Annotated in this window: 13 protein-coding genes; 8 read left to right on the plus strand and 5 right to left on the minus strand. The window is 35.4% G+C overall.

The window, feature by feature from the left end; translation table 11 throughout:
* Positions 1–16: 16 nt before the first annotated feature.
* Positions 17–1,222: a M56 family metallopeptidase gene (locus RBU60_RS13425; RefSeq protein WP_308865572.1), complete on the minus strand. Its 1,206-nt coding sequence runs from the start codon at positions 1,220–1,222 to the stop codon at positions 17–19.
* On the minus strand, positions 1,222–1,581 hold the full coding sequence (locus RBU60_RS13430) for a BlaI/MecI/CopY family transcriptional regulator (RefSeq protein WP_308865573.1): 360 nt from the start codon (positions 1,579–1,581) through the stop codon (positions 1,222–1,224). The genes RBU60_RS13425 and RBU60_RS13430 overlap by 1 nt, the downstream gene beginning before the upstream one ends.
* Before the next feature lie 458 nt (positions 1,582–2,039).
* On the opposite strand from RBU60_RS13430, the gene RBU60_RS13435 reads away from it, so the two are divergent.
* From RBU60_RS13435 to RBU60_RS13450, 4 genes are all read left to right on the plus strand, one after another.
* Positions 2,040–2,987 carry a calcium/sodium antiporter gene (locus RBU60_RS13435; protein WP_308865574.1) on the plus strand — a complete coding sequence of 316 codons (948 nt, stop codon included), beginning with the start codon at positions 2,040–2,042 and terminating at the stop codon, positions 2,985–2,987.
* A 114-nt stretch (positions 2,988–3,101) separates the two neighbouring features.
* Positions 3,102–5,288, plus strand: coding sequence for a glutamine synthetase III family protein (locus RBU60_RS13440; protein WP_308865575.1), 2,187 nt, complete (start codon positions 3,102–3,104; stop codon positions 5,286–5,288).
* Between the two features lie 172 nt (positions 5,289–5,460).
* On the plus strand, positions 5,461–6,642 hold the full coding sequence (locus RBU60_RS13445) for an AIR synthase related protein (protein WP_308865576.1): 1,182 nt from the start codon (positions 5,461–5,463) through the stop codon (positions 6,640–6,642).
* A 32-nt stretch (positions 6,643–6,674) separates the two neighbouring features.
* Positions 6,675–7,712: a DUF3078 domain-containing protein gene (locus tag RBU60_RS13450; RefSeq protein WP_308865577.1), complete on the plus strand. Its 1,038-nt coding sequence runs from the start codon at positions 6,675–6,677 to the stop codon at positions 7,710–7,712.
* On the opposite strand, the gene RBU60_RS13455 is transcribed toward RBU60_RS13450, so the two are convergent.
* Positions 7,696–8,364 carry an ABC transporter ATP-binding protein gene (locus RBU60_RS13455; protein WP_308865578.1) on the minus strand — a complete coding sequence of 223 codons (669 nt, stop codon included), beginning with the start codon at positions 8,362–8,364 and terminating at the stop codon, positions 7,696–7,698. The genes RBU60_RS13450 and RBU60_RS13455 overlap by 17 nt on opposite strands.
* Before the next feature lie 375 nt (positions 8,365–8,739).
* Here RBU60_RS13455 and prfA point away from each other — a divergent pair, with 375 nt between their 5' ends.
* Genes prfA through RBU60_RS13475 form a run of 4 tightly spaced genes read left to right on the plus strand, consistent with a single transcriptional unit; the run spans position 8,740 to position 12,083 of the window.
* Positions 8,740–9,816: a peptide chain release factor 1 gene (gene prfA / locus RBU60_RS13460; RefSeq protein WP_308865579.1), complete on the plus strand. Its 1,077-nt coding sequence runs from the start codon at positions 8,740–8,742 to the stop codon at positions 9,814–9,816.
* Between the two features lie 42 nt (positions 9,817–9,858).
* A complete protein-coding gene (gene pyrF, locus RBU60_RS13465; protein WP_308865580.1) occupies positions 9,859–10,680 on the plus strand; it encodes an orotidine-5'-phosphate decarboxylase in 822 nt (273 codons plus the stop codon).
* A 46-nt stretch (positions 10,681–10,726) separates the two neighbouring features.
* The gene (locus RBU60_RS13470) at positions 10,727–11,287 is read left to right on the plus strand and encodes a hypothetical protein (RefSeq protein WP_308865581.1); all 561 of its coding nucleotides are present in this window, start codon (positions 10,727–10,729) and stop codon (positions 11,285–11,287) included.
* Positions 11,288–11,294: 7 nt separating this feature from the next.
* On the plus strand, positions 11,295–12,083 hold the full coding sequence (locus RBU60_RS13475; RefSeq protein WP_308865582.1) for an ABC transporter substrate-binding protein: 789 nt from the start codon (positions 11,295–11,297) through the stop codon (positions 12,081–12,083).
* On the opposite strand, the gene RBU60_RS13480 is transcribed toward RBU60_RS13475, so the two are convergent.
* Both RBU60_RS13480 and RBU60_RS13485 read right to left on the minus strand, forming a co-directional pair.
* A complete protein-coding gene (locus RBU60_RS13480) occupies positions 12,080–13,006 on the minus strand; it encodes a mechanosensitive ion channel family protein (RefSeq protein ID WP_308865583.1) in 927 nt (308 codons plus the stop codon). The genes RBU60_RS13475 and RBU60_RS13480 overlap by 4 nt on opposite strands.
* A 25-nt stretch (positions 13,007–13,031) precedes the next feature.
* Positions 13,032–13,332 (minus strand): Lacal_2735 family protein (locus RBU60_RS13485; RefSeq protein ID WP_308865584.1); only part of this gene is annotated, 301 nt, incomplete at its 5' end.

The raw sequence follows: 13,332 nt of genomic DNA on the forward strand, positions 1-13,332 counted from the left end.
TAAATTTGATACACCATTAGAAATGATGGACAAAATTTTGTTTAACACAGAAGTTGCGTTTATTACTTGAATCTAGCTCCTTATTTCTTTTAAGGTTGCTAAATTTCACTTTTGTTCCTTCTAAATCGTTTTCAAGCTTTATTCTAATGCTCTTCAGCTCTCTGTTGGTTGTAAACTTAGTGATTTCATAACTTTTTTCTTTCTGAATTAAAAGAGCTTCAGAAGTATGTTTTTCTATTCTGTTTTTAGTTGAATTTGATTCAGAAGACTCCAATTCAAGATGTATTAGATTTTCAGAATCATGAGTTATCAAGGATTCGTTTTCCGCTAAGGGGATAATCTTCACTTCTTCCTTCACATTAAAACTCCATAAAAAGAGACTTAATAAAGGGAGGATAAGCAATGATTTTGCCCAAGCGTATTTAGATGATGGCTTTTGATGTAGCATAAGAATTCGTTTTTTGATTAAAGATTGATAAAATGAATTGCCCAAACTAGGCGATGAATAAGAGATAGCAGTTTTTAATAAAGTAAGTTCGTATTCCTTTTGATGAATGTTGTTTCTCTTGGCAACCTCGTGATCTGCGATAAACTCTAGGTTTTCTAACATCTGTTTGTTATACCACCAAGCCATGGGATTAAACCAAAAAAACAAGAGCATCAATTGATGAAGAATCACGTCTATAGAATGATTTTGTCTTCCGTGGACTTTTTCATGTAAAATAATTAACTCGAATTCTTTGGCTTGGTATGATTTAACATGATAAGCGATGAGCTTAAAAAATGAAAACGGAGCCGTTTTTTGAGGAAGTTGTATATGATAAAAACCTTCCTCATCGCGTTGTTTAGGGTGCTTTAAAATTTTTAGCAAACTCAAAGTTTGTAACAGCAATCTAATGCCCATAAAAGCGACGCCTATCCAATAAAGCTGAAGCCATAATCCTTGCCAATTAAACCTATTTTCTTCTTTAGAAACGAGGCTTTCGCCCGAATAATTTAAGGCTTCTCCAGAAAATACCCCCGACTCCGAAATGGGTGCCACTTCTATAATTGTGGTTTGTGTAAATTCTAATGTAGGAAAGGTGAAGGCACACACTAAGCCCAACAGTAAAAAATAGCGATTGCTTTTAAAGAAAGTGTCTTTTTGTAACACCAATTTGTAGACCAAGAGGAATAAACTTAAGATGGCTGTACTTTTAAGAATATAGAAAAGTGTTTCCATTACTTTTTATTTTCAATAATTTCTAAAATCTCCCGAAGCTCTTGCGCACTTATTTTTTCTTCTTCCGCAAAAAAAGAAACCATTTTTTTATAAGAATTATCAAAAAACTTCTGACTCGCATTTTTCATAAACTGAGCGCTATAGGCTTCTTTCCTAATGCTAGGGTAGTAGCGGTGAGTTTTCCCAAAAGCCTCGTAACTCACAAAACCTTTATCCTCCAATTTTCTCACCAGCGTAGACACCGTATTGTAATGCAGCTTGCTGTTGGGCATTTCGGCCAAAATTTCTTTCACAAAAGCCTTTTCTAGCTTCCATAACGCCTGCATCACCTCTTCTTCTTTATTCGTTAATTTTTCCATAGAATTCGTTTTTGGGCGTTCCCTTTCAGGTCGGGCTGTCTGCTATATCTTTTTCTTGTTTAGAAAGAAAACAAGAAAAAGATATAGCAGACAGCCCTAACACAAATCAAACTTACAACTACAAAAGAAGTTAAACAACTATTTTTGTAGTTATGTAGCTATTTCGTTAGTTTAAGTTGTAGTAAATTAATTCTTCGAATCATATATTAGTCTGTTTTGATCTAAGCAAAAAAAGTTTTCAATGACAGTTTTGTTAGTATTTTTCTCATACTCTACCGTCCTTTCCATTGAGTCTATTCTATTGTCTTTCATCTTTTGTCTATCCTCTATATTCTATATTCTATTTGTCTTATATCTTTTGTATAAAATCTGTAGTCTATCCTCTAACATCTATTTTATTAGTTCATCTTTTAATTTCTCAGAAAAAGAAAACGCTTATCTTCGCAAAAAAATAACGTATGTCTATTTTATTTCTTTTCTTAGGTTTGATCTTACTGGTAGTAGGAGGAGAGTTTTTGGTGCGCTCTGCTGTTGCGCTATCTTTTAAGCTGAATATCTCTAAAATGGTGATTGGATTAACGGTGGTTTCTTTTGCCACTTCTATGCCAGAGCTTTTGGTGAGTTTACAAGCTGCGTTAAACGGCTTTTCAGACATTAGTTTAGGAAACGTTATAGGATCCAACATTGCTAATATAGGATTGGTGCTAGGAATTACCGCGATTATTAGCAGTTTAGAGATAGATAAAGATTTTTATAAATTCAATTGGCCGGTGATGATGTTGTTTTCGGTGATGCTGTATTTCTTTTTATATACAGGAGGAAATATCTCTAGAACCGAAGGAATTGGTTTTGTCATTGCTATTCTTATTTACCTGGTTGTTTTAATTCGACGCGCCAGAAAACATGATGAGGTGGCTATAGAAGATGTAGACGATAGCTTGCAGATGGTTTCTTACTTTAAAATTATAGTATGGTTACTTATAGGAGGAGCTGCACTTTATTTTGGATCAGATTTCTTAGTAAAGGGAGCTGTAGATATAGCTACTAAAATAGGGGTAAGTGAGCGTGTAATTTCAGTAACGATGATTGCTGTAGGTACGAGTGTACCAGAACTGGCTGCATCTGTAATTGCTGCTTTAAAGAAAGAGAAAGCTTTGTCCTTAGGAAACCTTATTGGGTCCAATATTTTTAATATTGCTTCGGTTTTGGGAATCACCGCCATCATAAAACCTATATTTATGCAATCCCAAGAAATCTTGACCCATGATATTTTCTGGATGCTAGGCTTTGCCTTTATCCTATTGCCACTGGTGTTTTTACCTAAAAAATTCGTATTCAGTAGGTATAAAGGAATTATCATATTTTCTGCTTATGCTGTTTTTATTGCATTAACTTTTGCGAAATAGCCTTTATATGGGGGGTGTTGATAAAAATAACATATTTTTTTAATATGTTAACATTAAAATGTATGGGGCTTTGTAGAAATGATTAATTTTGTCACGCAACACAAAACCAAATAGATGGCAATATTAAGATTTCAAGCATTAAAAGAAAGTTCTCACCGTAAACCAATCCCTTTTCAGGAACCAGCACGTCGATCTGAGATCTTCGCAAAGAATGTTTTTGGAGAAAAAGCCATGCGCCAATTCCTTACGAGAGATTCTTACAAGAGCGTTATGGATGCGATTCAAAACGGATCTAAAATCGATAGAAATTTAGCCGATCATATTTCTACAGGAATGAAAGAATGGTCCATATCTAAAGGAGCTACACATTACACACACTGGTTTCAGCCTTTAACAGGTTCTTCTGCTGAAAAGCATGATGCTTTTTTTGAAACCGTAGAAGACGGTTCAGCTATAGAGAAATTTGGGGGAGGTGCTTTGGTGCAGCAAGAGCCAGATGCTTCTAGTTTTCCTAATGGGGGAATTAGAAATACCTTTGAAGCTAGAGGTTATACCGCTTGGGATCCTACATCACCAGCATTTATTTTTGGAACAACACTTTGTATTCCTACCGTATTTGTTTCTTATACTGGAGAAGCTTTAGATTATAAAACTCCGCTGCTAAGATCATTACAAGCCTTAGATCAAGCGGCAACGCAAGTGGCAAAATATTTTGATAAAAAGGTAACTAAAATTACGGCTACCTTAGGTTGGGAGCAAGAATATTTCTTAATCGATTCCGCTTTAGCGAGCTCTAGACCAGATATTATGATGTCTGGAAGAACTTTATTAGGACACTCGCCAGCAAAAGGGCAGCAATTAGACGATCACTATTTTGGTTCAATTCCTTCTCGTGTATTAAATTACATGAAAGAGATGGAGAACGAGTGTATGTTATTGGGAATCCCCGTTAAAACACGTCACAATGAGGTAGCGCCTAATCAGTTTGAATTGGCGCCTATTTTTGAAGAAGCGAATTTGGCCGTAGATCACAATACTTTATTGATGGATGTGATGGAGAAAGTAGCCGAAAGACATCACTTTAAAGTACTTTTTCACGAAAAGCCATTCGCCGGAGTTAACGGTAGTGGAAAGCACAATAACTGGTCATTAGCGACAGATACTGGAGTCAATTTATTGAGTCCTGGGAGTACGCCTATGAAAAATCTTCAGTTTTTAGCCTTCTTCGTCAATACGATTAAAGCGGTAAATGATAATGAAGAATTGTTAAGAGGAACGATTGCTACAGCTTCTAACGATCATCGTTTGGGAGCAAATGAAGCGCCGCCAGCAATTATATCGGTGTTTATTGGCTCACAACTAACGGAAGTCTTAGATGAATTAGAGAAAGTAACCGACGGGAAGCTTTCTCCGCAAGAAAAAACAGAATTAAAACTGAACGTAGTAGGGAAAATACCTGAAATTCTTTTGGACAATACCGACAGAAATAGAACCTCTGCTTTTGCGTTTACCGGAAATAAATTTGAGTTTAGAGCCGTAGGTTCTACCGCCAACTGTGCGAATCCTATGACTGTATTAAACTCTATTGTAGCTAAACAATTAAAAGAGTTTAAGGAAGAGGTAGATGTGTTGATTAAGAAAAAGAAGATGAAGAAGGATGACGCAATCTTCAACGTATTAAGAGAATATATAAAAGACTCTAAACGCATCCGTTTTGAAGGGGATGGCTACGGAGAAGCTTGGGAGATAGAAGCAAAAAAACGCGGACTAAGTAACAATAAAAGTACACCTGAAGCTTTAAAAATTAAAAAAGCTCAATCTACAATAGACCTTTACGAAAGTGTAGGAGTAATGAATAGAGTAGAGGTAGAATCTCGACACGAAATTGAAGTAGAAGAGTATGCGTTGCATATTCAAATTGAAGGACGTGTATTAGGAGATATCGCAAGAAATCATATTATCCCAACCGCTATTAAATACCAAAATGTACTGATTGAAAACGTAAAGGGACTTAAAGAAATTTATGGAAAAGACTTTAAGAAGTATGCTAAGGAGCAATTGATGATTATTGAAAATATTTCTAATCATATTGAAAAAATTAATTCGGGTATTACCGATATGATTGAAGAGCGCAAAAAAGCAAATAAATTAGAAGATTCAGAAGAGAAAGCTTTCGCTTATGGCAATGAGGTGAAACCTTATTTTGAAATCATTCGCTACCATTGCGATAAATTAGAGTTATTGGTAGACGATGAAGTTTGGCCACTAACCAAATATAGAGAGTTACTATTTACCAAATAAAAAAAATAGTGAGGTAAAGAGTTGTCTTAAAAGTTAATTAATTTTCAAAGATGTCACATTGAGCGCCAGCCAGAATGAATTCTTTCTGGCTGGCGCTCGAATTGACATTCAGTTATATTTTTGAGACAGTCTCTTTTATATTTCCTTACTTTTGCAGTACAATACATATATCATGAGTCAAGAAGTTAGTAAAAGATACGCGCAACGAGGAGTTTCAGCAGAAAAAGAAGATGTGCATAACGCGATTAAAAATGTAGACAAAGGATTATTTCCTCAAGCATTTTGTAAAATTATTCCAGATCACCTTACCCAAGATGAAGACTACTGCTTAATTATGCACGCAGATGGCGCTGGAACCAAATCTTCTTTGGCCTATATGTATTGGAAAGAAACTGGAGATCTTTCGGTTTGGAAAGGAATTGCTCAAGACGCATTAATCATGAATATTGATGATTTACTCTGCGTGGGCGCGACAGATAATATTTTACTTTCTTCGACCATTGGTAGAAATAAAAATTTAATTCCAGGAGAAGTGATTTCAGCTATCATTAATGGTACAGAAGAACTGATTAAAGAATTGAAAGGTTTTGGAGTAGAGATTTATTCTACCGGAGGCGAAACGGCAGATGTAGGAGATTTGGTGAGAACCATTATTGTAGATTCTACCGTAACTGCAAGAATTAAAAAAGATAAAGTAATTGATAATGCCAATATCAAAGCAGGAGATGTAATTGTAGGTTTATCTTCTTCAGGACAAGCAACCTATGAGAAAGAGTACAACGGCGGGATGGGAAGCAATGGCTTAACTTCTGCACGTCATGATGTCTTTCATAAAGATTTGGCAAACAAATATCCAGAGAGTTTTGATAATTCTATTCCTTCGGAATTAATTTATTCAGGAAGTAAACAATTAACAGATGAGGTAGAAGGTTCTGCTTTAGATGCAGGAAAATTGGTACTTTCGCCTACACGAACTTACGCACCTATTATAAAAGAAATATTAGCGCAGCTTACGCCGAAGGAAATTCACGGAATGGTGCATTGTAGTGGAGGAGCGCAAACTAAAATTTTACATTTCGTAGAGAACTTGCATATTGTTAAGGACAATATGTTTGAAGTGCCACCACTTTTTAAATTGATTCAGGAAGAGAGTAAAACCGATTGGAAAGAAATGTACCAAGTATTTAATATGGGACATCGTATGGAAATCTATCTTCCAGAAGCTTATGCGCAACAAGTGATTAAAATATCTGAATCTTTTGGAGTGGAAGCAAAAATTGTGGGAAGAGTTGAAACCATAGAAAAAGGGAAGAAACTTACAATAAAAAGCGAATTAGGAAGTTTCGAATACTAAAGATCAAAGTCTCAATTTTATCAAATTTTAACATGGGCAAATTTCTTAGCTTCATTTGCATCCTTTTAGTTAGCTTAAATGGGTGGGCTCAACAAGATACGCTTAGTCTTCCTAGAGATTCTGTTTACGCGGTAAAATTAGCGCCAAAAGAGATTGTTTTTTTTAATAAACTCCCTAAAAGGTCAAAGAAAATTACGGAAAAGCATCCAGATAAAACCTTTTGGAAGCATAGAAATGCCATTGGTTTAGATGTAAGTGAAGTCGCTTTTGTCAATTGGAATGCAGGGGGAAGTAATTCTATTTCTGGCTTATTAAATGTAGAATTGAAGCGGGTTTACGAACGAGCAAATATACGATGGAACAATGAACTCATCGCACGATATGGTATCGTGAAGCAAAAGGAGCAAATCGTTCAAAAAACCGATGATAATTTCGAAATCAACTCCACCATTGGTTATCGAAGAGATACCCTCTCTAATTGGTTTTATTCGGCAAAATTAAACTTTCAAACCCAATTTTCTAACGGTTACAATTATCCAGATGTTTCCAATGAAATTTCTACTTTAATGTCCCCAGCTTATGTCTTTGTAGGAATTGGGTCGGAGTATGGAGGGAATTTAGAGTTTCTTAATTTATACGCATCTCCATTAACTGTAAAGTCTACCATTGTAGGGGATCAAGATTTGGCAAACGCAGGTTCTTTTGGGGTAACTCCAGCAATTTTAGATGAAAACGGTAATGTGATACAAAAGGGTGAAAACACCCGGACAGAAGTCGGGATTTTACTAACCAGCGAGTTTAACACCAAGTTGTTTGAAAATATTGGAGTCTCCAATAAACTAAAGCTTTACACCGATTACCTCAATAATTTTGGAAATGTTGACATCAATTGGGAGCTCAATTTTAACTTTAGGGTGAATAACTATGTCTTGGCCAAAATAGGTTCTCATTTAAAATATGACGACGATATTAAGGCAAAGCAAGAAAATGCAGAAGGAGAACAGGTGGAAGTTGGTCCTAGAGTGCAATGGAAACAGCAATTGGGAATTGGGGTTATTGTAGAACTTTAGCATCTAAGGGCAAATAACCTTGATCAATTAATTCTTGCTGATTTTTCATCAATTGTAACTTTCTATTTTTACACAAATAAATCTTATCAGCAGCATCTAGAACATCATTATAAAAATGATCGGTGAGCACAATAATTTTTTGGTTTTTAATCTCTTGAATAATCTCTTTCAAATGAGCGATATATAGAGGGGATAAATTAGAAAAAGGTTCGTCTAGCAATAAAATTTTAGCTTTAGAACGTAAAATTAAATACGTCTCTACCAGCCTCAGTTCTCCGCCAGAAATTTCAGCTTTCCTGAATCTTTCCATAGGTTTAAAAGAAGGAAATTTGGCAACAAAATCCTTCCAAGAGATTTCATAAAGGTAAAAAGCTTTTTTGAGCGTCATATGAGCCGGCAGGTAAGAAAACTGTGGCAGGTAAGCGATGAGTCCCGTTTTATACATTTTTTTTGTGATAGGTCGGCCATCTACACGAATCAGTTTATATTTAGGAGAAGTAGAACCATAAATAATAGAAAGCAAACTCGTTTTGCCACTTCCATTTCTGCCCAAAATACCGGTGACTTTACCCGTTTCCGCCTTTAGATATACCGCATCCAAGATCGGTTTTCCATCATAACTCAGTTCTATATTATCTACTTCAAGAATCATAATAATACAGCTTTCGCGGAATAAAATCCGTAAAGAATAAATAAGTCAATAAGCATAGAGGAGATCACAAGTGTTCTTTTGCTTAAACCCGTTTGCATGTAAAATAAGAAGTAAGAACTGTTTCTACTGAAGGATTTCCTGAAGATAAGAAAAGCCATAAGCACTAATTTAAGACTTAAAGCAAGTTGAATAGGGGTGCTCACAAGGAGAAAAAATAGGTTTAAAAGCATAGAAAACCATAAGAATTGTTGGTAAAAAGAAAGAAGCAATAAAATTTTTCTCTGCATAAGTCTAAAGTACAAAAAATTATCGAAGTAAATTTTCCTATAAAAATTCACTAAAATTATCGTAAATTTGTAGGATTAGGAGAACACTATGATAGATAAATTAAATATAGTAAAACAAAGATTTGACGAGGTAAATGATCTAATCATTCAACCCGATATTATTTCAGATCAAAAAAGATACGTAGAGCTTACCAAAGAATATAAAGACCTTAAAGCCCTTATGGCTCAAAGAGAAGTCTATGTAGAGCTTACAGAGAACATTGCCGAAGCAGAAGAAATTATCGCTGATGGCAGTGATGACGAGATGGTAGATATGGCCAAAATGCAGTTGGATGAAGCTAAAGATCAATTGCCGGCTTTAGAAGAGAAAATACGAATGATGTTGGTGCCAAAAGATCCAGAAGATGCGAAAAATGCTGTGGTTGAGGTGCGTGCAGGAGCAGGAGGAGATGAAGCTAGTATTTTTGCCGGTGATATTTTTAAAATGCTTACCAAATATTGTGAAAGCAAAGGCTGGAATGTAAGTACGGTAGATTTTAACGAAGGAACCAATGGCGGGTTTAAGGAAATTCAGTTTGAAGTTTCTGGAGACGATGTTTACGGAACTTTAAAATATGAAGCTGGTGTACACCGGGTACAACGGGTGCCTCAAACCGAAACTCAAGGTAGGGTGCATACCAGTGCTGCCACTGTGATGGTTTTTCCAGAAGCAGAAGAATTTGATGTTCATATTGAAGCGAAAGATGTGCGAATAGATTATTTCTGTTCTTCGGGACCAGGAGGTCAGTCGGTGAATACTACATATTCTGCCGTTCGTTTAACCCACGAGCCTACAGGCTTGGTAGCTCAATGTCAAGATCAAAAGTCGCAACATAAAAACAAAGAGAAAGCTTTTAAAGTATTGCGTTCTCGATTGTATGATATGGAGTTGGCTAAGAAGCAAGAAGAAGATGCTGCAAAACGTGGTTCTATGGTAACCAGCGGGGATCGTAGTGCGAAAATTAGAACTTACAATTACGCACAAGGTAGGGTAACCGACCATAGAATTAACTTGACTCTATATGATTTGCAAAACATCATCAACGGAGACATTCAAAAAATTATTGATGAGTTACAATTAGTAGCTAATACAGAAAAACTTAAAGAATCTTCCGGTATTTTTTAACCCCACAACGCCCGCTTTTTGCGGGCTTTTTAATTCCATCTTATGACCACTCAAGAACTCGTAACTCAGATTCACAAAAAAAAATCATTTTTATGTATAGGCTTAGACATCGATCTTGCGAAAATCCCTTCACATTTGCTGCAAGAAGAAGATCCTATTTTTGCTTTTAATAAGGCCATTATTGATGCTACCCATCATTTAGCGGTGGCTTACAAACCCAATACGGCTTTTTACGAGGCATACGGACTTAAGGGTTGGAAAGCCTTAGAAAAAACCATTAATTACCTCAATGAAAATTATCCCGAATTGTATACCATCGCCGATGCTAAACGCGGCGATATAGGAAATACTTCTTCCCGTTACGCCAAAGCTTTTTTTAGCGATTTAAATTTTGATTCGATTACCGTGGCGCCTTATATGGGAGAAGATTCTGTAGTGCCATTTTTAGAATTCGAAAATAAACATACCATCTTATTAGCCCTAACCTCTAATCGTGGGGCCTTCGATTTTCAGACCAAAAAGGTCGACGGAGAAGAAGTGTACAAAAAAGTGATTCAAACCTCCCAAACCTGGAAGAACAATCGCAATTTGATGTATGTGGTAGGAGCCACAAAAGCCGAATATTTTAAAGAGATTAGAGCGATAGCTCCAAATAATTTTCTATTGGTTCCCGGTGTGGGCGCTCAAGGCGGAAGTTTAGCCGAAGTTTGTAAATACGGTCTTAATGATGAGGTAGGCTTGCTTATAAATTCTTCTAGAGGAATTATTTACGCTTCCGCGGAAGCGAACTTCACTGAGGCTGCAGCTTTAAAAGCAAAGGAATTGCAACAAGAAATGCAGGAGATTTTAGATAGAAAATTTTAGTTTAAAAAGTAAATTTCAGTTCTTTTAATCACGTTAATCTAAACTTATGAATTATTTACTAAAAGCTTGCTGTTTATGTATTAGCTTTCTCTTTATTTCTTGTGGAAGTCAAAAAAACGGAGAAACAAAAAGAGTAAACACATTTTTTGATTCTAACTATAAAAAGAGTAGAAAATCATTTAAAGGAGATTTGAGTGGGCAGGAATATGATGTGCTTAAAACTAAAATAGAGAAAGAATTGGGAGTGAAAATTCCTCTTGGAAAATCTATATTAGTACATTATAGGCAATTTGGTGCAAATTGTTTTCTAAAAGGAAAAGGCAGAAAATTTAAATCTAATGTATCTAATAATGGTATTAATTTCTCAACTAAAATAAGTGCAGCATATAATACAGAAGATTTTTTTATATATAGTGATAATGCAATTAATAAAGATCACTATGAGAATCTTCCAGAATTTCAATTAGATCCTGGCTTTTTTAAAGAATTAATATTTACGCTAGAAGAAAATTGTGCGGCATTTTTTGTTGTTAAACCTAATGGAAAATTTTTAAAATATTACGGAGAAGATTATAATACCGAAATTGAAAACTTTCTAAAAAACTAACATCTTAATGCCCCTTTTTAAAGACCAACTTTTACGAGAAATACACCTAGAGAAAACTCCGCAGCGAATCATCTCTTTAGTTCCTAGTCAAACCGAATTGCTAATAGATTTAGGTTTGGAAAAAAAGGTGTTGGGGATTACCAAATTCTGCGTTCATCCCACGCATTTGCGAAGTGAAAAAGAAATCGTTGGCGGAACCAAATCGGTTTATCTCGATAAAATTGAAGCTTTAAATCCCGATATTATTTTATGCAATAAGGAGGAGAATACGGCAGAGATGGTGGAGGAGTTAGAAAAGATTGCGCCTGTTCATGTTTCAGATATCAATACGTTAGAAGAGAGTTATGCGTTGATTGAACAATATGGGGAATTGTTTCAGGTAGAAAAGAAAGCTTCAGGATTAATTACATCTATTCAGCAAGAGCATCGCAACTTTCAGAAGAGAATAGCAAACAAGTCAGTAAAAAAAGTGGCTTACTTTATTTGGAAAGATCCTTATATGGTAGCAGGCGGAGATACGTTTATCGATTATTTACTACAAGAGAATAAATTTAAAAATGTATTTCATAAAACTGCTCGTTACCCCGAAGTAGAACTTCATAATTTGCCAGACTTAGACTATCTTTTACTGTCTTCAGAACCTTTTCCGTTTAGCGAAAAACACAGTAAATACTTTGAGGAATATGTGCCCAAAGAGAAAATAAAATTTGTGGATGGGGAATATTTTAGTTGGTATGGATCGCGTTTAGAAAAAGCTTTTTCTTATTTTTCTAAATGGCACGAAACCGAGAATTAATCTTTACTGGGTGGCAGCATATCTCTAGGGTCTTTTCTTACTCTTAGAGGAATATCTTCTTCGTTTCCGTAAAGTTTTAATTCGGTAATATCTGCTGGGAGGTTAAAGCCAGCATCGCTTAACGCTTCTTTTACTTTCTTAATCACAAGCCCTCTTAAAATTCTTGAAGCTACACGATAGTCTAGCGTGTTCACCCAAAAGAATACCTTTAAATTCACAGTACTCGCGGCTAATTCGGTTTCAACAACAAAATTTTCATGATCCGGTTCTCCGTGTACAATATCTTCATTCGCATTAATAATTTCTAAGATGAGCTTCTTGGCAGCTTCAATATCATCTTCGTAACCTATTCCTACGATAAACTCATTTCGGTAGAGACCATCTGCCGTATAGTTTTCTACAGGTTTGGTGAGAACGTCACTATTGGGAATATAAATATCTCTTCCATCTGAAGTTTTGAGATGTGTATATCTAAAATTGAGTGCTTTTACTTTTCCGAAAATATCTCCAATCATAATGGTATCATTGACGTTAAATGGACGGTTAAAAGCTAATATAATTCCCGCAAGGAAATTCTTACCAATGTCTTGAAATGCAAATCCCAAAACAATCGCGGCTCCTCCTGCTGCCGTTAAAAGACCTGTAGCAATATTGCTTAAGCCTGCAGCTTCTAGCGCAATCATTACCGCAATGATAACAAGAATAATTTTAATGGCTTGAGCTAAAAATCGAGCCATCAAGGCATCGTTGGCTTTTTTTAAGAATCTTTTTCTATAGAAATTGGTAATGAGGTTGGCTAAAAGAACGCCGGCAATAACGATAAAAATACCTAGAGCAATTCTGGGAATAACGCCTATTAAATAATCATAATAATTATGAAGGGAATTGGTTATTCTTTCAGAAATTGATAAAGGTAGATTCATAGGGTAAATTTAGAATGAAGTTATTTTAATGCAGGTGATTAAGGTCTAATCTCTTAAGTTCTATTAAAACGTTTTTTGCTTTTTTATTAAGCGCGTCGCTTTTTGATTTACTCCTTGGAGCAATAAGATAGGCACGCTTCATAAGTTGGCAATATTTTTCTTTTAATCGCTCTATTTTTGTCTTGTTCTTTATCAAGTCTATCATCTTCCTTGTTTTTATACAAAGATACTGGTGATTATCCCTATATAGTGTGCCTGTTGCACAAGTATTGTTAAAGGTACATTTTTTTCGTATCTTACTGTATGCAAGGAAAGAAGAATTATCA

Source organism: Mesonia profundi (genome assembly GCF_031085155.1).
GTDB lineage: Bacteria > Bacteroidota > Bacteroidia > Flavobacteriales > Flavobacteriaceae > Mesonia > Mesonia profundi.

Coding starts and splice junctions, on each gene's coding strand:
- RBU60_RS13455 (WP_308865578.1), bottom strand. CDS start 8,364: ATGATTCTTGAAGTAGATAATATAGAACTGAGTTATGATGGAAAACCG.
- RBU60_RS13435 (WP_308865574.1), top strand. CDS start 2,040: ATGTCTATTTTATTTCTTTTCTTAGGTTTGATCTTACTGGTAGTAGGA.
- pyrF (WP_308865580.1), top strand. CDS start 9,859: ATGACCACTCAAGAACTCGTAACTCAGATTCACAAAAAAAAATCATTT.
- RBU60_RS13475 (WP_308865582.1), top strand. CDS start 11,295: ATGCCCCTTTTTAAAGACCAACTTTTACGAGAAATACACCTAGAGAAA.
- RBU60_RS13430 (WP_308865573.1), bottom strand. CDS start 1,581: ATGGAAAAATTAACGAATAAAGAAGAAGAGGTGATGCAGGCGTTATGG.
- RBU60_RS13450 (WP_308865577.1), top strand. CDS start 6,675: ATGGGCAAATTTCTTAGCTTCATTTGCATCCTTTTAGTTAGCTTAAAT.
- RBU60_RS13425 (WP_308865572.1), bottom strand. CDS start 1,222: ATGGAAACACTTTTCTATATTCTTAAAAGTACAGCCATCTTAAGTTTA.
- RBU60_RS13440 (WP_308865575.1), top strand. CDS start 3,102: ATGGCAATATTAAGATTTCAAGCATTAAAAGAAAGTTCTCACCGTAAA.
- prfA (WP_308865579.1), top strand. CDS start 8,740: ATGATAGATAAATTAAATATAGTAAAACAAAGATTTGACGAGGTAAAT.
- RBU60_RS13470 (WP_308865581.1), top strand. CDS start 10,727: ATGAATTATTTACTAAAAGCTTGCTGTTTATGTATTAGCTTTCTCTTT.
- RBU60_RS13480 (WP_308865583.1), bottom strand. CDS start 13,006: ATGAATCTACCTTTATCAATTTCTGAAAGAATAACCAATTCCCTTCAT.
- RBU60_RS13445 (WP_308865576.1), top strand. CDS start 5,461: ATGAGTCAAGAAGTTAGTAAAAGATACGCGCAACGAGGAGTTTCAGCA.